This window comes from Brenneria tiliae (genome assembly GCF_023347575.1).
In the GTDB taxonomy this organism is placed as follows: domain Bacteria; phylum Pseudomonadota; class Gammaproteobacteria; order Enterobacterales; family Enterobacteriaceae; genus Brenneria; species Brenneria corticis.
This window is the reverse complement of record NZ_JAKPCB010000091.1, coordinates 53,588-75,012: the sequence shown is the minus strand read 5'-3', so window position 1 is coordinate 75,012 and position 21,425 is coordinate 53,588. Positions and strand designations below refer to the sequence as shown.

General features: G+C 60.2%; 18 protein-coding genes. 7 read left to right on the top strand and 11 right to left on the bottom strand.

The annotated features are described in order from the left end of the window. Positions 1–89: 89 nt before the first annotated feature. From MFP24_RS05775 to MFP24_RS05750, 6 genes are all read left to right on the top strand, one after another. Entirely contained in the window at positions 90–770 is a 681-nt protein-coding gene (locus tag MFP24_RS05775) for a GntR family transcriptional regulator (protein WP_249229624.1), read from the top strand. A gap of 285 nt (positions 771–1,055) precedes the next feature. Next, positions 1,056–1,964 (top strand): transporter substrate-binding domain-containing protein, encoded by a 909-nt coding sequence (locus MFP24_RS05770; RefSeq protein WP_249229623.1) that lies wholly within the window; start codon positions 1,056–1,058, stop codon positions 1,962–1,964. Between the two features lie 23 nt (positions 1,965–1,987). Beyond that, positions 1,988–2,734 (top strand): amino acid ABC transporter permease, encoded by a 747-nt coding sequence (locus tag MFP24_RS05765; protein WP_249229622.1) that lies wholly within the window; start codon positions 1,988–1,990, stop codon positions 2,732–2,734. Positions 2,735–2,741: 7 nt separating this feature from the next. Continuing rightward, positions 2,742–3,431, top strand: a complete 690-nt coding sequence (locus tag MFP24_RS05760) for an amino acid ABC transporter permease (protein ID WP_249229700.1) — start codon at positions 2,742–2,744, stop codon at positions 3,429–3,431. A 44-nt stretch (positions 3,432–3,475) separates the two neighbouring features. Further along, positions 3,476–4,702 carry a glycine hydroxymethyltransferase gene (locus MFP24_RS05755; RefSeq protein ID WP_249229621.1) on the top strand — a complete coding sequence of 409 codons (1,227 nt, stop codon included), beginning with the start codon at positions 3,476–3,478 and terminating at the stop codon, positions 4,700–4,702. Between the two features lie 96 nt (positions 4,703–4,798). After that, on the top strand, positions 4,799–5,323 hold the full coding sequence (locus MFP24_RS05750; protein ID WP_249229620.1) for a rhodanese family protein: 525 nt from the start codon (positions 4,799–4,801) through the stop codon (positions 5,321–5,323). A gap of 52 nt (positions 5,324–5,375) precedes the next feature. On the opposite strand, the gene iolB is transcribed toward MFP24_RS05750, so the two are convergent. The 10 genes from iolB to MFP24_RS05700 all read right to left on the bottom strand — a co-directional run bounded on the left by iolB (position 5,376) and on the right by MFP24_RS05700 (position 19,088). Further along, on the bottom strand, positions 5,376–6,203 hold the full coding sequence (gene iolB, locus MFP24_RS05745) for a 5-deoxy-glucuronate isomerase (protein WP_249229619.1): 828 nt from the start codon (positions 6,201–6,203) through the stop codon (positions 5,376–5,378). A gap of 167 nt (positions 6,204–6,370) precedes the next feature. Further along, entirely contained in the window at positions 6,371–7,261 is an 891-nt protein-coding gene (gene iolE, locus MFP24_RS05740) for a myo-inosose-2 dehydratase (RefSeq protein WP_249229618.1), read from the bottom strand. Positions 7,262–7,298: 37 nt separating this feature from the next. Then, entirely contained in the window at positions 7,299–9,203 is a 1,905-nt protein-coding gene (locus tag MFP24_RS05735) for a bifunctional 5-dehydro-2-deoxygluconokinase/5-dehydro-2-deoxyphosphogluconate aldolase (RefSeq protein ID WP_249229617.1), read from the bottom strand. A 44-nt stretch (positions 9,204–9,247) separates the two neighbouring features. After that, on the bottom strand, positions 9,248–10,381 hold the full coding sequence (locus MFP24_RS05730; RefSeq protein WP_249229616.1) for a Gfo/Idh/MocA family protein: 1,134 nt from the start codon (positions 10,379–10,381) through the stop codon (positions 9,248–9,250). A gap of 40 nt (positions 10,382–10,421) precedes the next feature. Then, positions 10,422–11,450 (bottom strand): ABC transporter permease, encoded by a 1,029-nt coding sequence (locus MFP24_RS05725; protein WP_249229615.1) that lies wholly within the window; start codon positions 11,448–11,450, stop codon positions 10,422–10,424. A gap of 12 nt (positions 11,451–11,462) precedes the next feature. Further along, positions 11,463–13,010 carry a sugar ABC transporter ATP-binding protein gene (locus MFP24_RS05720; protein WP_249229614.1) on the bottom strand — a complete coding sequence of 516 codons (1,548 nt, stop codon included), beginning with the start codon at positions 13,008–13,010 and terminating at the stop codon, positions 11,463–11,465. A gap of 54 nt (positions 13,011–13,064) precedes the next feature. Beyond that, entirely contained in the window at positions 13,065–14,003 is a 939-nt protein-coding gene (locus MFP24_RS05715; RefSeq protein WP_249229613.1) for a substrate-binding domain-containing protein, read from the bottom strand. 50 nt (positions 14,004–14,053) lie between these two features. Continuing rightward, a complete protein-coding gene (gene iolG, locus MFP24_RS05710) occupies positions 14,054–15,040 on the bottom strand; it encodes an inositol 2-dehydrogenase (RefSeq protein ID WP_249229612.1) in 987 nt (328 codons plus the stop codon). Between the two features lie 572 nt (positions 15,041–15,612). Next, on the bottom strand, positions 15,613–17,544 hold the full coding sequence (gene iolD / locus MFP24_RS05705) for a 3D-(3,5/4)-trihydroxycyclohexane-1,2-dione acylhydrolase (decyclizing) (protein ID WP_249229611.1): 1,932 nt from the start codon (positions 17,542–17,544) through the stop codon (positions 15,613–15,615). A 32-nt stretch (positions 17,545–17,576) separates the two neighbouring features. Then, positions 17,577–19,088, bottom strand: a complete 1,512-nt coding sequence (locus MFP24_RS05700) for a CoA-acylating methylmalonate-semialdehyde dehydrogenase (protein ID WP_249229610.1) — start codon at positions 19,086–19,088, stop codon at positions 17,577–17,579. A 316-nt stretch (positions 19,089–19,404) separates the two neighbouring features. On the opposite strand from MFP24_RS05700, the gene MFP24_RS05695 reads away from it, so the two are divergent. Beyond that, positions 19,405–20,271, top strand: coding sequence for a MurR/RpiR family transcriptional regulator (locus MFP24_RS05695; RefSeq protein ID WP_249229609.1), 867 nt, complete (start codon positions 19,405–19,407; stop codon positions 20,269–20,271). Between the two features lie 4 nt (positions 20,272–20,275). On the opposite strand, the gene MFP24_RS05690 is transcribed toward MFP24_RS05695, so the two are convergent. Further along, positions 20,276–21,418: a M24 family metallopeptidase gene (locus MFP24_RS05690; protein WP_249229608.1), complete on the bottom strand. Its 1,143-nt coding sequence runs from the start codon at positions 21,416–21,418 to the stop codon at positions 20,276–20,278. Between the last annotated feature and the right edge of the window lie 7 nt (positions 21,419–21,425).

The window sequence follows — 21,425 nt, the reverse complement described above, 5'->3', positions numbered from 1 at the left end:
TCTGAAAGCGCTATGCATTATGCTACTGTTAGCTCGCCGGCATGATTTCCCTTTCGCCACGCGCCCATTCATCGAAAGAAGGTTCCCCAATGCTCAAAGGAATGTCCATCTCGCGCAAAACGCTCCATAGTGAGATTGCCGATCTTATTCGAGAAATGATCGTCCGCGGCGAACTGGAGCCCGGCAGCCGCATTCCTGAAAAAACGCTGTGCGAACAGTTTGAGATATCGCGCACGCCGCTGCGCGAAGCGCTTAAGGTTCTTGCTACCGAAGGGATGATTGTCCTGCTGCCCCAGCGCGGCGCCCGCGTGGCCACGCTGACCGATGACGAGCTGTTCGAAATTTTTCCCATTATCGCCAGCCTGGAAGGACTGGCCGGCGAGATAGCCTGCCAGCATATTACCGGCGACGAGCTGGCGAATATCGAGCAGTTGCATCACGCCATGCTGCTGGCGTATCAGAGGCTCGACAGGCTGGAGTATTCCAGATTGAATCGGGAAATCCATTTAGCCCTCTTTGCCGCCACGCGCAACCAATCGCTGATTGCGCTGTACCACAATCTTGAACTGCGCATCAGAAATATCCGGCACACCATCCGGCAGTTGCCCGAGGATTGGCAGTTGGCCGTGCAGGAGCATGAAGAGATCCTGCGGTGGCTGCGGGAAAAAAACGCCGGGAAACTGGCCGCGACGCTGCGTAAGCATGTAATGAGCACGGCAAACGCCGTGCGTAACTCGGTCAACGCCGCCGCGATCGTCCATCATCAATAGCATAAGATTTCCTTATATCGCTCTCAATTAACCGCCTGGCGTTATCCGCAATAGCCCTTTGAATTTAAAACATTAAATTCAAAGCGGCGGGTGGCTTTCCGTCTTTCTGATAAATGAATTAATTATACATTATTAATTTTCATTGACCGCTTTCGCAAAATTGAACGATTATCGACCGGCCATACTCCCGCTGCGTTTCTCTTTGCGGGCCGCATATCCGCCGCGAAACGCAGACTGGTCATCGGTACGAAAGAGCAATCAACGACGGCATTCCGTGGAGAAACCATGAAACGACAGATATTGGCTACGTCTCTATGCACGCTCATTCTGACGACTGCACCGGCTGGCGCCGAGGAGTTGGCGGGAACATTAAAAAAAATCGCCGACAGCGGTCAGATAACCGTGGGACACCGCGACGGCGCGGTGCCCTTTTCCTATTACGACGATAGTCAACGGCCGATCGGCTATGCGATGGATATCTGCGCCGCGGTGGTCGACGCGGTAAAAACCAGGCTGAACAAGCCCGACCTGGCGGTCAGTACCTTGGCGGTCACCGGCACCACGCGGATCCCGCTGCTGGCCAACGGCACTATTGATATGGAATGCGGCACCACCACCAACAACGCCGAACGCCAGAAACAGGTGACCTTCTCCACCACCTATTTTGTCGCCGCGGTCCGCATTCTGTCCAAAAAATCCGCGCCGGTGGCGTCGATGGCGGATGTGAAAGGGAAAACGGTGGTCACGCTGGCGGGCACCACCAGCGTCAGAATCATCAATGACGCCAATAACGCTCAGAAGTTGGGCCTGACGATCCTTTCCGCCAAGGATCTGGCCGAAGGCATGCTGACGCTGGAAACCGGCAGGGCCGCGGCCTTTATTTTCGATGACGTTTCTCTGGCCGGCGCCCGGGCAACGGCCAGAAGCCCCGACGATTACCAGATTTCAACGGAACCGCTGTCGGTGGAGCCGTACGGCATTATGCTGCGCCGCAACGACGCGCAGTTCAAGGCGCTGGTCAACGCCACCATCGAAGGGTTGTACAGCAGCGGCGCCATTACCGCGATCTACGACAAATGGTTCACGCAGCCGATCCCGCCGAAAAACGTCAATATGAACTTCCCGATATCGGCGCAGTTGCAGAAAGCGATCGCCCAGCCAACCGACGATCCGAACCCCGAGCTTTATCGCTAAAAAACAGATTGACCAGGGCGACAATGAACTATAACTGGAACTGGGGCATATTTTTCGATATGTCGCTGGATGGCACTCATACCTACTGGCAAACGCTGATGATGGGTCTTGGCTGGACGGCCGCCACGGCCGTCTGCGCCTTTGCCATCGCGCTATTGCTGGGGTCTTTGGCCGGCATTGCCCGCAATACGCCGATCGCCGCGCTGAACCGCTGCGGCAGCGCGTTCGTCGAACTGTTCCGTAATATTCCGCTGTTGATGCAAATGTTTCTCTGGTATTTCGTCCTGCCGGAGGCGCTGCCCGAATCGGCGGGCGACTGGATGAAACAGCTGCCTGACGCGCAGTTTTATACCGCCACGCTCTGTCTGGGCTGCTATCACGGCGCGCGCATGGCGGAAGTGGTGCGCGCCGGGCTGGAAAGCCTGTCCAGAGGACAGCGTATGGCCGGTCAGGCGTTGGGATTGACGCTGCCGCAGACCTATCGGTTCGTGTTGCTGCCGGTGGCGTTTCGCATCGTGACGCCGGCAATCACCTCGGAATTTCTCAGCTGCACCAAAAACACCTCGGTCGCGCTGGCGATCGGGCTGATGGAACTCACCGGCGGCGCGCGCGCCATGCAGGAAAACAGTTTCCAGGTGTTTGAGGCCTTTACCGCCGCCACCCTGCTTTATCTGCTGCTTAACCTGATTATCGTCTTCGTTATGCGCGGCATGGAAAAAAGAGCGGCGCTGCCGGGTTTCGGCATCGCTCAGCACCGGAAGAAGGGGTGAAACGATGCTGACGGGATTCGATTTTCAAACCATCGTCAACGCCTTGCCCTACCTGTTTCTGACCGGCATGAGCTTTACGCTGAAGCTCACCTTCTGCGCCACGGTTCTGGGGATTATTTTCGGCACGCTGCTGGCGATCATGCGCCTGTCGCGCTTTCGGGCGCTGGCCGTGCTGGCCGCCGGCTACGTCAACCTGTTGCGTTCGCTGCCGCTGGTGCTGGTGATCTTCTGGTTCTATTTTCTGGTGCCCTATCTCCTACAATGGATCACCGGCGCGTCTTTTCCGGTCAGGGTCGATCCGTTCTGGTCGTCGGTCATCACCTTTACGCTGTTCGAAGCCTGCTATTTTTGTGAAATCGTCCGCTCCGGCATTCAGTCGCTGCCCGGCGGCCAGTCACAGGCCTCGCTGGCTTTGGGACTGAACGGCCGGCAAACCATGATGTACGTCATTTTGCCGCAGGCGATGCGCAATATGCTGCCGCTGTTCCTGACCCAGACGATTATCCTGTTTCAGGACACATCGCTGGTCTACGTCCTGTCGATTACCGATTTCCTCGGCGCGGCCGCCAAGGTCGCGCAGCGCGACGGGCGCCTGCTGGAGATGTATCTGTTCGCCGCCGCCGTTTATTTCATCATCTCCTATCTGGCGTCCAACGCCGTGCGGCTGCTACAGAAACGCACCGCCATTATCCGTTAGGCGATGAAAGCGCTATCTCTTTTTCAAACCGATTGGTGAATTGAATGCCCACAACGCACTATAACGACCAGGCCGATAACGCCGTTGCCAGCGCCACGGACAACGATACGCTGTTACGCCTGTGCGCCGCGCGCCTCGATACGCTGAAAAACGATCGCATCGTGCTCTACGCCGGCGCCAATTTACCCAGCGAAGCGGCGATGGCCGCCTACTCCCCGGCGCTAAGCGCCTATCCGGCCATGGGGCCCCGTTTCGCCAAGGAACAGCCGGATACCGATCTGGTGTCAAAACTGGAAATCGCCGTGGAAAACGAAGTGAACGCGCTGTTCGGTTCGCAATGGGCGGAAACGCGTCTGGCGAACTGCACCACGGCGAATCTGGCGGTATTTCACGCGTTTTCGCAACCCGGCGATCTGCTGCTGGCGCCGGCCGCCGCCCACGGCGGTCATTTAAGCCAGCGGCGCGGCGGAACGCCTGAACTGGCGGGGCTGAAGGTGATGGATCTGCCGTACGACGCGCGGGGCGACCGTCTGGACGCCGTCGCCGCCGCCGAGATGATCCTGACCGTCAGGCCCAGGCTGGTGATGCTGGGCCGTTCGGTGATGATCAAAGCCGACGATATCGCCCCGGTGGTCGCCGGCGCGCGCCAGGTCGGCGCCAAAGTGATTTTCGACGCCTCCCATGTATTGGGGCTTATCGCCGGCGGAATGTTTCCCAATCCGCTGGCGCTGGGCGTCGATATCATGACCAGTTCGACCTATAAAACCTTCCCGGGCCGTCCCCACGGCATTATCGCCGGCCGTCATGCGGACGATCGCCGGCTTCTGTCGCAGCTGATCGAAAGCAGGATGATCGCCAACTGCGACGCGGGCTGCCTGCCGTCGCTGCTGGTGACATTGCTGGAAACCCGACGGCATGGCGCTGGCTATGCGCGGCAAATTTGCCGCAACACCGCGGCCATGGCCGAAGCGCTGCGGGCACAGGACGTGGCGGTGATTGCCGCGCAGGCGCATGAGACCGCCACCCATCAGCTATTGATCCCGATGGACTCGTCGATGTCGGCGAAAGCGACCATTACCGCGCTCGAACGGCACGGCATTCTGGTCGGCACCTGCGCCGATCCGCGCGCGCTGCATGAATTCGCGCTGCGCGTCGGCACGCAATTTATGACGCGGCAGGGGAAAAACGAAGCGGACTTCGCGGCCATCGCCCACAGTCTGGCGCAACGGCTGGAGAAAACGGCGGCGGGCCGCATGCGCTATCGGGGATAAGGCGGCGCGGCGGCAAAATCTCTTCCTGCGCGGAGGATCATTTCCACGCGCAAAGAGATATACTGAAGCTATATGGCCGCCACCCAGGAAATCAATATGCCCATCAAGCTTATCCAGCCCCAGAACGCTCGCGAACTGATCGAGAACGGCGCCCTGCTGGTCGATATCCGCGCGGCCGATGAGTACGCGCGCGAACATATCGCCCAGGCGCGGCATATTCCGCTGAACGACATTGCGGCGCAGCCGCCGCTGACCGCCGCCGCCGGCGTTATCTTCCACTGTCAGTCCGGCAACCGCACCCAGGCCAATGCCGACAGGCTCGCCGCCGGCGTGCCGGGCGACGCCTATATTCTGGACGGCGGGCTGGCGGCCTGGAAACAGGCGGGGCTGCCCACGGTGGTCGATAAGTCACAGCCGCTGGAGCTGAACCGCCAGGTGCAGATTACCGCCGGCGCCATCGTGCTGCTGGGCGCCGTTCTGGGGGCCACGGTTTCACCCTGGTTCCACGCCCTGTCGGGATTTATCGGCGCCGGGCTGATCTTTGCCGGGGTTTCGGGGTTCTGCGGATTGGCCCGTCTGCTGCTGAAGATGCCCTGGAACCGCAGATCGCCCTCTTCCTGAGATATCGCCTGCTATCCCGGAATGTAGCGTTGGCGTTGCGGGCATATCTTGCTCATCCGGTCTTCGTTTTTCCGGCGTAGGCTTCGCTATTAATCCATTGGTGGTCGGCTTCCCAGCTGAAACGCCATTGCCGTTTCGGCCCCGCCATCACGTTCAGGTAGTAGCTATCGTATCCCGCGATGGCGGCCACCGGGTGATATCCCTTCGGCACCATCACCACATCTTTGTCATACACCGCCATGCTTTCGTCCAGCGTGCGATCGTCCGTGTAAACGCGCTGCAGGCAAAACCCCTGGGCGGGATTCAGCCGGTGGTAATAGGTCTCCTCCAGATAGGTTTCATGCGGGGGATTGTCGTTATCGTGCTTGTGGCTGGGATACGAACTGGTGCAGCCCTCGTCGGTGTAGACCTCCACCACCAGCAGACTGTCCGCCGCCTTATCCTCCGGCAGAATATTATGCACATAGCGGCGGTTATGGCCGTATCCGCGCTGTTCCGCGTCAATATCCGCCGGGGCGATCAGCCGGGTCGGATAGGTTCCCCGCCCCGGGGCGGAGCACACCGCCAGCTCCAGCGGCGTATGGGCGGTTACCGTCGCGCTTTCACCGCCGGCGACGTACACCGCATAGGGTTTTCTGCGCTCAAACGGCTGCCGGCGATCGCCGATATCCTCAAAACGTTCGCCGGGGGTGACGACGCTGGCCCTTCCCCCCAGCAGAACCAGACAGCGCTCGTTATCCGTGGCCGGCAGCGACAGAGTTTTCCCCGCCGCCAGCTGATAGGCGGCAAAGCCGACATAGCTCCAGCCGGCGCTTGCCGGGGTGATGCGTTGTATACACCCTTGATCGTCCGGGGTGCGGTAGCGAGATAGCAAAGACATGGTGCGCTCCTTAACTGATGACGCCGGTGAAGGTAGATTCCCGCCGACGACCGCGGGAATGACGGTGAAGTGCGGGAATGACGGTGAACGGTCAAGTCCGGGAATAACGGTGAACGGTCAAGCCCGGGAATAACGGATAAGCCGACGACGACGGAAAATGCCGGCCATCAGATCAGCCCGGCCTGATACGCCAGACGCTGTAGGTTGTTGTAGCCCAGGGTGGCGTAGGTCAGCGGATGCGCCACGGCGGGATCCTGCTCCGCTTCCACCACCAGCCAGCCCTGATAGCCGTGCGCTTTCAGCAGGCGGAAGAGCGGCGGATAATCGACGCAGCCATCGCCCGGCACGGTAAATACGCCGCTGAGCACCGCGTCGAGAAAGCTGGTTTTGCGGTTTTTGACGTCCCGCAGCACATCGGCGCGGATGTCTTTACAGTGAACGTGATTGATGCGCGCGACCCAGCGTTCGGCCACCGCCAGCGGATCGGCGCCGGCAAAGGCCAGGTGCCCGGTATCCAGCAGCAGGCCGACTTCCGGCCCGGTGTGCTCCAGCAGATTATCCACGTCCTGCGCGCTTTCAATCACCGTTCCCATATGGTGATGATAGGCGATCCGCACCCCCTGACTGTGGGTATAACGGGCAAACTCGCTGAGCCTGTCGCCGTACTCCCGCCAGCGGTCGGCGGGAAAACGCGGGCGCAGATGCACCGGCTTTTGCCGGTCGCCGTGCACGGCGCCGCTGACCTCGGCAAATACCATCACGCCGGCCCCCAGATCGCGCAGCAGATTGAGATGATCCTGCACCGCGGCGATTTCCTCTTCCACCGAGCGTTCAAGCAGCCGCCCGGAATACCACCCCGACACCAGCCGAAGATCGTGCTCTTTGAGGATCGGCCCCAATACCGCCGACTGGCGGGGAAATTTATTTCCCAACTCGAAGCCGGCGAAACCGGCCTGTTTGCCTTCGCTCAGACAGGTTTCCAGCGGCGTGTCCGCCCCCAGCGAGGGCAGATCGTCATTGGTCCAGGTGAGCGGATTAATACCAAGTTGAACGGCCATACTCTTTTCCCTTAATCATAGTGATAACAAGGTTCGGCTACCCGCGCTGGCGCCATAAGGCGATCAGCTGCAGGTAGTTGTGTTTGACTTGCCGGATAAGCTGCGCGTCGTCGATGTCGTTTTTCAGCCACCGTTGCGCCGGCTGGGCAAACAGGGTGCGCCCCACGGCGAAACCTTTGACGATGGGGAAGCCGACGGCGGCGTTGAAGCCCTGGCGCAGGCTTTCCAGCGGCGCGTCCAGCCCCAGGATCACCACCCCGCGGCAGTAGGGATCGCTCTGGTGCAACAATTGGGTCAGCCGCTGCCAGCCGGACGCCGTCAGCGGCGGCAGTTTCCACCAGTCCGGCCGCACGTCCAGGTTGTAGAAGCGCTGTATCACCCGCAGGTAGTGTTCATCGCCGTGCGGCATGCCCGGCGGCAGAATCACCTCCAGCAGCAGTTCGTGGCCGGATTGGCAGCAGGCCTGATACACTTCCGCCACCTTCAGCTCCTGCTCGCGCCGCAGCCGCTGGTCGTCGTCCGGATGGAAGAACACCAGACACTTCACCACGTGCTCCAGCGGCCAGTTGATCAACTGCGAGCCGATATTGCCGTGTTCCATCGCCAGCGGGCGCGACCCCGGCAGCTCAATCGGCCGGCCGATCCACCACCCTTTGCCGCTGACGGCGTTCAGCGCGTCCTGTCCGAAGGTGCCGTCGCACAGCACCCCGGCCTTATCGTCCAGCCCGGCCTGGCGCGCGGTTTCGACGCCGGCCTGCAGGATCAGGCGTTTCAGCTCGGGAATACGGCCGATATCGGCGCCGCAGCCGATCGCCATCTCCTCCAATTGGCTGCGGTGATCGAACGCCATCACGCACAGCTCATGCCACTGCCGGCGCCGGGTGGTCACCCGATGCAGATGATTCAGCTCGCGATCGAGATCGGGACGGGGAACCTCGCGCTCCCGCGCCAGATAGTTATCCAGTTCGATGCGGGTCGGCATCGCCGGGGCGCAGCCATGGCGCGACACCACCAGCGCGCCGCAGGCATTGGCGTAGGCGCAGGCTTTTTCCCACCCCTCGCCGCCGAGATAGCCGCGCAACAGGCCGGACATAAACGCATCGCCGGCGCCCAGCACGTTGAGCACCTCGACGCGCACGCCCCGGATCGTCAGCCCCTGATCCAGCGAGCCGGGGATCGCCGCGCTGAATACCGAACACCCCAGCGCGCCGCGCTTGCACACCAGCTCCGCCCGGCTGTTTTCCCGCACCCGCCGCAACGCCTGCAGGGTGTCGGTGCTGCCGCCGGCGATATGAAACTCCTCTTCGGTGCCGACAATCACATCGAACAGTTCCAGCACCTGCTGCAGCTGCGCGGTCACCTCCTCGGCGGCGATAAAGCGCGTTTCGCCGTCCCCCAGCGCGGTCAGCCCCCACAGCACCGGGCGGTAGTCGATATCCAGCACCGTTTTCACCCCGTTGCGCCTGGCGTAGCGCAGCGCCGTCAGCACCGCCTCCCGCGTGCGGGGGTGGGACAGATGGGTGCCGGTGACCGCCAGACAGCGGGACGAGGCGATATAGGCTTCGCTGAAATCCTCCGCCGTGATGGCCATATCGGCGCAGTTATCGCGGTAGAAAATCAGCGGGAAGGTTTCACGGTCTTTGATGCCCAGCAGCACCAGCGCCGTCAGCCGCGTTTTATCGGTGATCAGGTGGCTGGTGTCGCACCCCGCCTGTTGCAGCTCCTCGCGCAGAAAGCGTCCCATATGCTCATCGCCGACGCGCGCCAGCATGGAAGAACGCAATCCCTGCCGCGCGGCGCCGTAGGCCACGTTGCCGGACGATCCTCCCAGGTATTTGGCGAAACTGCCCATATCCTCCAGTCGCGAACCAATCTGTTGACCGTAAAGATCGACGGCCACCCGCCCCATGCAAATCACGTCAAATGCCTTTTCCTGACTCATAACGACCACGTCCTATAGACAAAAAAGAAATTAAATCGCCCGGCTCAGCCAATCTCATCGACCGCCACCCAGCGCGACGCCTGATGCGACAAGACAATGGCATCCAGCACCCGCGAAACCTTCCATCCCTCGGCGAAATCCGGCCACAGCGGCAGATCGGCGGCGATGCCGTCGATCAGGTCGCGCACTTCCACCGTTTTTTGATCGTTAAAACCAATGCCGTGACCGGCGCCGGTGCAGAATGCCGCATAGTCCGGGTGCTGCGGCCCCAGCAGCAAGGTGCGGAAGCCCTGGCGGTTAGCCGGGTCGTCCTGCCGGTACAGTTTCAGTTCCGCCATTCTTTCCTGGGTAAAACTCAGGGCGCCTTTGCTGCCTGTGACCACGTAGGTCAGCCCCATTTTGCGGCCGCAGGCGATGCGGGAGGTCTCCAGCACGCCGCGCGCGCCATTGGCGAAACGCACCATGGCGTGCGCCTGATCCTCGTTCTCCACCCGCACCAGCTCGTCGCTGCCGGCCCTGGCCGGGCGCTGCGGGATCGCCGTCTGCATATCGCCGCATACGTAGTCGATCTCCCCCACCAGGTAGTGCGCCATATTGACGATGTGCGCCGCCAGATCCCCCAGCGCGCCGAGACCGGCGGTCCGCTTAAAGCAGTGCCAGTCCGCCGGCGTGCGCGGGTCGGCCAGATAGTCTTCGTTATGGGTGCCGTAAAAATGGATCACCTCGCCGATTTCCCCGCCGGCGATAATCTCTTTCGCCAGCTTGGCGACGGGATTTTTCATATAATTGAACCCGACCAGGGTTTTCACTCCGGCCCGGCCGGCGGCCTCCGCCATCTCGCGGGCGTCGGCGGCGTTGAGCGCCAGCGGCTTCTCGGCGTATACGTGCTTGCCGTGGCGAATGGCCGCCAGCGCCATCTCATGGTGCAAAAAATTGGGGGCGCAGATATCCACCACATCGATATCCGGATCGGCCACCAGTTCGCGCCAGTCGGCGGCGGCGCGTAAAAATCCCAGCTCCCGCGCCCGCCTGGCGCCCAGCTCCGGCGACGTCTCCGCCAGCGCCGCCTTCACCAGCCGTCCTTGCAAGGCGAACACCACGGGCGCCTGCGCATAGGCGACGGCGTGGGCGCGCCCGATGTAGCCGGATCCGATCAATCCAATACGTACCTGTTTCATATCCGCCTCTCAGGGGAAAGCGCTTCCCCTCATGTCCCCGTCAGATGGCGCCGCGCCGGCTCTTGGCATAGGTGTCGAACGCCACCGCCAGCACGATGATCAGACCGGTGATGATTTGCTGGTAGTAGGCCGAAACGTTCATCAGCACCAGCCCGTTAATCAGGATCCCCATGATGATCGAGCCGATGATGGTGCCGCCGATGCGTCCGTAGCCGCCCATCAGCGAGGTGCCGCCAATCACCACCGAGGCGATAACCCGCAGCTCGAAGGTGATGCCGGCCACCGCTTCCGCGCTGCCCAGCCGCGCGCTGAGAATAAATCCCGCCAGCCCGGCCAGACAGCCGATCACCACATATACGCTGACCAGCACCCGCTGCACGTTGACCCCGGCCAGGCGGGCCGCTTCGATATTGCCGCCGATGGCGTAGACAAAGCGTCCCCAGCGGGTTTTATGCAGCGCCAGATACCCCGCCAGCGCCACCAGGGCAAAGATCCAGATGGGGATGGAAATACCCAGCAGCGTTCCCCGCCCCCACCAGCGATAGCCGGGATCGAACCCGGCGATGGGGGCGCCGTCGTTAATCACCAGCGTCAGCCCGCGCCAGATGGTCATGCCGCCCAGCGTGACGATAAACGGCGGCAGACGCAGACGGGTCACCCCCAGCCCGTGCAGCAACCCGATCACCGTTCCCACCGCCAGGCAGATCGCCAGCCCGACCAGCCAGCTCATGCCATACCAGGCGTCCGCATCGACGGTGGTGAAATTATCCCCTTTGATTACCGAGGCGGCGGTCATGGCGCACACCGCCAGAATGGAGCCCACCGACAGGTCGATGCCGGCGGTGAGGATCACGAAGGTCATTCCCACGGCCATGATGCCGTAGATGGAAACCTCGGTAAGAATGTTGGTGATATTGCGTTCGGTCAGAAAGTTGCCGTTCTGCGACTGAAAGAAAATCAGCAGTAGAATCATAAAGATAAACACGCCAAAGCGTTCGAAAAACGCAATGGGATCAAAACGTCCGCGGTTGCCGGACGGTGCGCTGGTATTGGAAAGCGGCTGCGACATGAGTAACCTCCGTTATGCTGCGTGTAAGGCGTCGTGACAGATGGCCATCATGGTCATCAGTTTCTCTTCCGTAGCGTCATCGCCGTGTATTTCCCCGCTCACCCGGCCTTCGCTAAGGGTGATGATGCGGTCTGAAATCGCCATGATTTCCGGCAGATCCGAGGAGATGACGATCACGGCCACCCCCTGGCCGGCCATATCGAACAACACCTGATGCACTTCGGACTTGGTGCCGACGTCAATACCGCGCGTTGGCTCGTCAACGATCAATACCTTGGGATTCAGGGCCATGCAGCGGGCCAGAATGACTTTCTGCTGATTGCCGCCGGAAAGCTTGCGCACCTCCTGCTGGCTGTCGACCATCTTGATATGCAGCGCCTGACGATAGGTTTCGATTAGCCGGTCTTCCTTGCGGGTATTGACGAACCCGCCCCAGTGCAGCAGCGAAGAGAGACTGGAAAGCGAAATATTGTCGCGGATGGGCAACCCCAGCACCGCCCCCTCTTTTTTGCGATCTTCCGGCACCAGCGCAATGCCCTGCGCCAGCGCGTGCCGCGGGTCGACGGGATGGTAGGGCCGGCCGTCGAGGATAAATTCGCCCGCCGCAAAGGTATCGGCGCCGAACAGGCAGCGGGCGATCTCGGTGCGCCCCGCTCCCACCAGACCGGCGATGCCCAGCACTTCCCCGGCATGGACCTGAAAGCTGATGTCTTTCAGGGCGATGCCGTGCGCGTCCAGAGGCGGCTTCTCGCGCGTCAATCCCTTTACCGCCAGGCGCACCGGTTTGTCCTGATGGTGGGTGGCGGTCGCCGGACGCCGGTTGAATACCACGTCGCGTCCGACCATCATGCGGATAATCTCCTTGACGTTGATATCCGCCACGTTGCCCGAACCGGTATAGCGTCCGTCCTGCAACACGGTGAAACGATCGCAGAGCTGGAAAACCTCATGCAGGCGATGCGTCACATAAATAACGCTGACGCCGCGCCCTTTCAGTTCGCGCACCACGCGGTGCAGGCTCTCCACCTCGCTGTCGCTGAGCGCCGCGGAGGGCTCGTCCATCACGATCAGCCGGGCGTTGAGCGTCAGCGCCCGGGCGATTTCCACCATCTGCTGCTGCGCCACGCTTAGCCGCGCCACCTGGGTGGTCGGGGAGATATTCAGCTGCAGATAGTCCAGAACGGCTTTGGCCTCCTGGTTCACCGCCGCCGCGTCGACCAACAGACCGCCGCGCCGCGGTTCGCGGCCGAGAAACATGTTTTCCGCCACGCTCATATTCGGCAGCAGATTAAACTCCTGATAAATGGTCACAATGCCGTAGTTCTGCCGCTCTACCGGCGTGTCCTGCACCGACAGCGTCCGGCCGTCGAACCAGATATCGCCGCTGGTTTGCGGCTGCGCGCCCGCCAACGCTTTCAGCAGCGTCGATTTACCCGCGCCGTTTTCCCCCAGCAGGGCATGGATCTCCCCCGGCAGTACCGTCAGCTGTACTTTGCTCAACGCCCATACGCCGGAAAAACTCTTGGCCAGATCGGTAACGTTCAGTAAGGGTTCTGTCATTGCCATCCTCCTTGCTTCAGGCCGCCCGCGGACGGCCTGCTGTATACCGGTGGTTTATTTGCCGGCTTCGCCGATGCGCTCCGCATCATTCAGGTTATCTTTGGTGATCATCGTCGGCTGATAGTCGGCCCCGGTGATGGGCGCCTGGCTACGGATATTGTTGGTCAACTGGGTCAAGGCGGTGGTGACGGCATAGCCCGGACGCTGGTCGGCGGTCACCGCCAGCCAGCCGTCGCGCACGCGGGCCAGCGCTTCCGGCACGGCGTCAAAGCCCGTCACCACCACCTCGCCGGGCTTCAGCCCCTGCCCCTGCAACGCTTCAATCGCCCCCAGCGCCATATCGTCATTGGCGGAGAGGATCACCTGCGGGCGTTTGGGCAACGACGGCAGCACGCTCTCCACAATCCGCATCCCTTCGGAACGCATCCAGTTGCCGGTTTGATCGGCGACGATCTTGTACTTGTCGCCCCCTTCCTTCAGGCTTTCGCGAATCCCCTGGGTACGTTCGATATTTGAGGAGGAACCCGGCTGCCCGGTGAGCAGCAGGATGTCGGCGCCGTCCGGGAAGCGCGCTTTCACATATTCGGCGATGGCCCGGCCGCCCTGGTAGTTATTGGCGCCGAAATGCGGCACCGGCACGTCGGTTTTCACCGAGCGGTCCAGGGTGACCACCGGCAGCTCCGCCTGCTGAATTTCGGTGACGGCGCTGGATACCGCATTGACGTCGTTGGGCGAGACCACGAATCCCTTTGCGCCGCGGGTAATGGCATTTTCCAGGTCGGCGGCCTGTTTCGGAGAACTGCCCTGGCTGTCGAGCACCTGCAGGTTCACCTCAAGATCCTTGGCGGCTTTGACCGCCGTGCGCTGCATATGCACCTCAAACGGCATGGCGAGATTGGGAGTACTGAAAACGATCGGCTCGTTCTTGGCCTGAGCGAATCCGGCCAGGCCGAGCGCCAGGAAGAGAGCGGTAACGTTGGTTAGCTTTTTCATGGTCTGTTCTCTGCATGGGTTAGGGTGTAGGGGTATTAATTGCAGGTAAGTTACAGCTTGATCTCTTTGCCCTGAGCCAGCGATTCAAAGGCTTTATCCGCCAGATAGAGCGCCCGTTCGCCGTCGGCGCCGCTGCACTCCGGCGACACGCGCCCATTGAGCACCGCGACAAAATGCGCCCACTCGGCGGCATAGGCCTCGCGGTAGCGTTGCAAAAAGAAATATTCGGGTTTCGCCGCCAGACAGCCGTCGTCGGTCCATTGCTGCACCGCGTTTTCACGGATATTGCCCGCGCTCAGCACGCCTTTGGCGCCGTGCAATTCCAGGCGCTGGTCGTAGCCGTAACCGGAGCGGCGGCTGTTGACGATGGTCGCCATGGCGCCCGAGGCGAATTTCAGCACCACAAACGCCGTATCGATATCGCCCTCTTCGCCGATCGCCGGATCGACCAGATTGCTGCCCTGGGCAAATACCGACACCGGTTCTTCGCCCATGATGAAACGCGCCATATCGAAATCGTGGATGGTCATGTCGCGGAACAGGCCGCCGGAGACGCGCACATACTCCGCCGGCGGCGGCGACGGGTCGCGGGAGATGATCAGCAGCGATTCCGCCTTGCCGATGCGCCCTTCCTCGGCCAGCGTTTTGACGCGGCGGAATTGCGGGTCGTAGCGGCGGTTAAAGCCGATAAACAGCGGCACCTGCTGCTGCTCCACCACCGTCAGGCAATCACGGACGCGGGCGATATCCAGATGGACCGGTTTTTCACAGAAGATGGCCTTGCCGCTTTTCGCGGCCAGCTCAATCAGGTCGGCGTGGGTATCCGTCGCCGACGCGATCAGCACGGCGTCCACCGCCGGGTCGCTCATCGCTTCTTCCGCCGTCTGGATGCGGGCGTGATATTTATCGGCTAACGCTTCGGCATTTTGCGCATTGGGATCGACCACGGCATAAAGGCGGGTTTCCTGGTGTTGCGTAATGTTCACCGCATGGACCTGGCCGATACGGCCGGCACCCAATAAGGCAATGTTAAACATAGATGCTCCCCTGATACCTGAGTATCTTGTGCATGGTTAGGTGTGGGCAGGAAGGCGAGAAGATACGGCATGACCCATGCCCTCCATCGTGCTTTTTTACCGCTAACGCCTGATGTGTGAAATTAAAGCAAATAAAACATTTATTTCAATTTATAAGAAACTGGAAATTATGTTTTTGAGTGCCAGTTAACATTTTCTTGACACGTAATGGCGTTTTTGTAATCAAAATCACACAACAGATGAGAAAAAAAAACAAAAATCGGCGATAAAGCGCGCAACATGCGGGAAAGAAACGGAGAGGCGGATCAAGCGGGGAAACCAACATAAATGAAACATATGTTTCAAAAAAAATAATTGCGCTGTCAACGATTGCTGACAGCGCAAGGGCCATGGTCATCCCCGAATGCCCTCCGTCATGCCCGCGAAAGCGGGCATCTCAGGCAACACCGAGTCGTCTGGTAAAGCAGATCCCCGCCTGCGCGGGGATGACGGGGAATATCCGCGCGAACGACAGAGATCTCTGGAATGACGGTACTTTGTCAAGGGTCTGGGCGTATCTGCTATCGGAACGCTTAATACTGCCGCGCCGCGGCCAGCTTGCGGCGGATCTGCGCCGCCGCCTCCTCAATCTCCGGGGAGTCGGCCACCTGCGCCGTGCCGGTGCGCCACCAGGCGTCGTAACCGTGGGTCATGGTTTTGGGCAGGACTTTAATGTCCAGCAGCGTCGGCCCCGGATGTTGCCGCGCCTCCTCCAGCGCCTGCAACAGCGACGCTTCGTCATGCACCCGCCACGCCCGGCAACCGTAGCTTTCGGCGTTTTTGGCGAAATCCACCGCCACCAGCGGACCGTTCAGCAAGCCCGATTCGGCGCTGCGCCGGCGATTCTCGGTACAAAAGCTGCCCATTCCCTGGCTTATTTGCAGGTTGTTGATACAGCCAAACCCGGCGTTGTCGAACAGCAGCACGGTGATTTTTATCCCCTCCTGCACCGCGGTCTGCAACTCGGTATGCAGCATCAGATACGAGCCGTCCCCCACCATCGCATACACCGGCCGATGGGGGGCGGCCAGACGCGCGCCGACCGCCGCGGCGATCTCATACCCCATACAGGAGTAGCCATACTCCAGATGGTAGCCGTCCGGCGTTTTTACCTGCCACAGACGCTGCAGGTCGCCCGGCAGCGAGCCGGCGGAGCCGACGACAATGGCGTCGTCCTCCAACTCTTGATTCAGCAGCCCCAACACCCTGGTCTGCGTCAGATGCGTACCGAGAACCGCCCGGTATTCATCCAGCTCGCACTCCAGCCGGTCGGCGACCTCCGGCACAAACGCTCCTTCGTCGCGCGCCGCGCCCAGGCGCCGCAGCTCCGCCTCCCAGGCGGTGCGCACCGCGTCGATTTCGTGGCGATAGCGGCTACGGTAGTCCTCCGCCGCCAGACGCTGCGACAATAGCTGCAACCCCGCGCGCGCATCGGCAATCAGCGGGACGGCATCCAGCTTCAGCGCATCGAACTCGGCGACGTTAAGCAGCAGAAACTCCACCTCGGGATGCTGGAACAGCGATTTCGAGGCGGTGGTAAAGTCGGTCAGGCGCGTGCCGACGCCGATAACCAGATCCGCTTCCCGCGCCAGCTGATTTGCCGCCAGCCCGCCGGTGACCCCGATACCGCCGCAATTCAGCGGATGGGATGAGACAATCGCCCCTTTACCCGCCTGCGTTTCCCCGAAAGGAATGGCGAACCGCTCGGCAAACTGCCGCAACGCCTGGTGCGCCCCGGAATAACGCACGCCCCCGCCGCAAATCAGCAGCGGCCGCCGTTTGCGGCGGATCAGCGCCACGGCCTCTTCCAGCCGGACGGGATCGGGCGGGCGACGCTCAAGATGATGGACCCGCTTGCGGAAAAAAGAAGCCGGATAATCCCACGCCTCGCCCTGTACGTCCTGAGGCAGACACAGCGTCACCGCGCCGGTATCGGCGGGATCGGTAAGCACCCGCATGGCGTTGATCAGCGCGCTCATCAGTTGCTCCGGCCGGTTGATGCGATCCCAGTAGCGGGACACCGGTTTGAAGCAGTCGTTGGTGCTGACGGAAACGTCATGGTACTGCTCGACCTGCTGCAAGACCGGGTCCGGCTGGCGGCAGGCGAACAGATCTCCCGGCAGCAGCAGCAGCGGGATGCGGTTTGCCGTGGCGGTCGCCGCCGCCGTCACCATATTCGCCGCCCCCGGCCCCACCGACGAGGTCACCGCGTAGATCCTGCGGCGCTGATGCTGCTTGGCGAAACCGATGGCGATATGCGCCATCCCCTGCTCGCTGCATCCCTGATGCACCCGGAGATGTCCGGCGTCCTGTTCCAGCGCCTGACCGATGCCCAGCACGTTGCCGTGGCCGAAAATGGTCATCACGCCCTGCACAAACGGCGCTTCCTCGCCATCCACGCTGATATATTGCTGATTGAGAAAGCGAACCAGCGCCTGCGCCATCGTCATTCGTCGCGTATCCATCATTTTGCTCCCGCAAAGAAAGTAAGCCGGAGTTACTCCAGCGTCGGCATAACAAAACTGCTGGCGTGCTGCTCCAGGCGAACGCTGGCCGGCCAACGGCTGGTAACGGTTTTCATCCGGGTATAAAAGCGTACGCCGTCGTTGCCGTGTACGTTCAGCGGCCCGAAGATGGAGCGTTTCCAGCCGCCGAAGCTGTGAAACGCCATCGGCACCGGGATCGGCACATTAATGCCCACCATGCCGGCCTGCACATCCTCGCTGAACTGGCGGGCGGTCTCGCCGTCGCGGGTGAAAATCGCCGTGCCGTTGCCGTATTCATGGCTGTTGATCAGCGTCAGCGCCGTCTGGTAGTCCGGCACTCTGACCACCGCCAGCACCGGACCGAAAATCTCTTCACGATAAATTTTCATCTCCGGCGTAACGCCGTCAAACAGCGTCGGGCCGATAAAATACCCCTGGTGATGGCCGTTCACCACCAGCGCGCGGCCGTCCACCCGCAGCGCCGCCCCCTGATCCACGCCGCTTTGAATATAATCGGCGATTTTAGCCTTATGCTGGGCGCTGATAACCGGCCCCATTTCGTTTTCCTCTCCTTCAACCAGGCCCGGCCCCACGCGCATCGCGGCGATCTGTTTTTCCAGCCGCCGGCACAGCGCCTCCGCGCTATCATCCCCCACCGCCACCACCACCGACAGCGCCATGCAGCGCTCGCCCGCCGCGCCATAGGCGGCGCCCATAATGGCGCCGGCGGCCATCTCCAAATCGGCGTCGGGCATCAGGATGCAGTGGTTTTTCGCCCCGCCCAGCGCCTGACATCGCTTACCGTGCGCGCTGGCGGTTTGATAGATATATTCCGCCACCGGGGTCGAACCGACAAAACTTACCGCCTGTACGCGGGGGTCGCTCAACAGCACATCCACCGCCTCCTTGTCGCCCTGAACCACGTTGAATACCCCATCCGGCAGCCCGGCCTTTTTCAGCAGCTGCGCCAGCAGCAACGACAGCGAAGGATCCTTTTCGGAAGGCTTAAGGACGAAGGTGTTGCCGGCGGCCAGCGCGATAGGGAACATCCACATCGGCACCATCGCCGGGAAATTGAACGGCGTGATTCCGACGCACACCCCCAGCGGCTGCATCAGCGAGTGGCTGTCGACGCCGCTTCCCACATTGGCGGAATGTTCGCCTTTTTGCAGATGCGGAATGCCGCAGGCGAACTCCACCACTTCCAGCCCGCGGGTGATTTCGCCCACCGCATCGGAATAGACCTTGCCGTGCTCCTGGGATATCTGCCGGGCCAGGGTATCCATATTCTCTTCCAGCAGCGCCTTAAAGCGGAAAATAATGCGCGCGCGGCGCAGCGGCGAAAACTTGGACCATGCCGGGAACGCCGCCGCGGCGGCGCCGATCGCCTGCTTCACTTCCTCGGCGCCGCTCATGGCGACCTGACGAATCTGCTCGCCCGTGGCCGGGTTATAAACCGGGGCAAAACGTTGACTGCGGCCGGGGGTCACGTCCCCGGAAATGAAGTTGGATACGGTTTCCATGTTTATACCTCGATGGGTTGCAAGAAGGACAAGTCGCGGATGTCGGTTTACAGTATATGAAATAAACATTCCATTTTATTTAAAAATAAAATAAATGTTGATTATTGTGATCTGCTGCGAATTTTTATGTAAACTCGAAGCCTCGAGCCTGGATCAGATATGGAGATGCTTGCCATCCGCAAACGGCCGCCCGGCATTGAACCGTACGTTCTATTTTTACCGCAACGAATGAAAAATACGTTTGAAATGACAGGGTAAATTACTAGAATCGAGCAACAAGAGCCTATTTGGGATAGGTCTCGGGAGAATATTGAATATGCCCATGGCGACCAACCTGAGAGAGTTACAGGAACAGATCCGCGAGCGCTACGACAGCTTAAGTAAACGACTACAGCAGGTGGCGCACTATGTGCTTGATAACACCAACAGCATCGCGTTCGATACCGTCGCGGTGATCGCTGAACGGGCGGAGGTTCCGCCCTCGACGCTGATCCGCTTCGCCAACGCCTTTGATTTCAGCGGCTTCAACGAAATGAAACAGCTGTTCCGTATGAATCTGGTGGAAGAAACCGCCAGCTATACCGATCGGGCGCGGCTATTCCGCGCCATGGAAACCGAGTCGGTGCCGGAAACGCCGAGTGATATCCTGCACGAATTCGCCCGTTCAAACGCCCAGGCCATGCAGCAGTTGGCGGCCCGCACGCCGCAAGAGGATCTGCAAAAAGCCGTGGACCTGCTGGCCAATGCGCAAATGATTTACGTGGTCGGGCTACGGCGTTCATTCAGCGTGGCGACCTATCTGACCTATGCGCTGAGCCATCTGGAAAGCAATCCGGTGCTGGTCAACGGTCTGGGAGGCATGTTCCGCGAACAGCTCAGCCGGGTGAATGAAAAAGATATTGTGGTTTCAATCAGTTTTTCGCCCTACTCGCAGGAAACCGTGATGGTCAGCGAAATGGCGGCCAAAGCCGGCGCCCGGCAGATTGTGATTACCGACAGCCAGATAAGCCCGCTGGCCACCCTTAGCGACGTCTGCTTTGTGATCAAGGAAGCGCAGGTGGACGCGTTTCGTTCCCAATCCGCCACCCTGTGTCTGGTGCAGTCGCTGATGGTGTCGCTGGCTTATCGGCAGGGCAACGGCGCGAAGCATGCGGAAGAAAAACCGCAGCGCAGTTTGCCCTGAGTCATCAGCCGGCAATAAATAACCGCCGCGGAGCCTGGGTCAGGCGGACATGCCCCTGCTCCGTAATGGCGATGGTTTCACTGAACGCCAGCCCCTCGGCATAGATATACATATGAAATACCATCCCCGCTTTCAGACGCCACTGCGCATTGGGTAGAAAGACGCGGCTGAAATCGCTGGTACGGGGTGAAAATCGCGGGTAATAGCCTAATGCATAGCCGGTAATTCCGGCATAATCCTTGCGCACTCCAGACGCAATAACCGCGTCGCGAGCCAGACTATCAATATCTTTAGCAACGGCACCAGGCTTCATAGCTGCAAATTGTTTATCCTGGATAGCAATTAACTGCTCCGCCACCGCTTTCTGCTGAAGCGTGGCGTTTCCGATGACGATAGGCCGCATTAGCCGGGCACTATACCCATGCTTGAATGCCACAAGCTCCGTATGCAAAATATCACCCGAAACCAATGGGCGATTATGTATGCTTCCATGCAGAAAACTGTTCCCCACGCCCAGGGTAATAATGCCGCAACGATTGGAATCCACGCCATTTCGCATAAATACCTGATGGACAATGCTGGCGACGTCACGCCCCGTTTTTCCCACGCCAACCTCAGATAAAGCAGATGATAACGCCAGATCACAGGCCGTTGAAGCGTCAGAAAGATATCTGATCTCCTGTGGTGTTTTACATTCCCGCAAAAGCTCCAGCACGCCGGAAAAATCCCGAAAAGGTTTTTCAGGGAAATGACGTTGTAAGCGATTAAAACGCTTTACCGTCATATTGTATGAGTCAAAATCCATTCCGATATTCAACCGCTCCCATCCACGCGCGGTAAGCGTATCAATAAGGACATCAACCGGATCCTGCCAGTCAGAAAAGGTTACCGTATCGGTAATCCAGCTACTTTCATGAAAGGTATGCGCATCCATGGCTCGGAATATCATCACCGGATCGTCCTGCAATGTCAGCAGACAAGCCCGATACATATTCTCGGAAATACCGAATCCAGTTAGATAATATAAAAACTCAGCCTGGTCGATTATCAGTAATTCAATATTTTTTTCGCGCATATGAGAACGGGTTATCTCAACCCGCTGATGATACTCTTCTGGTGTGAATATAGTTTGTTTATAGTTATTCATCTTATTC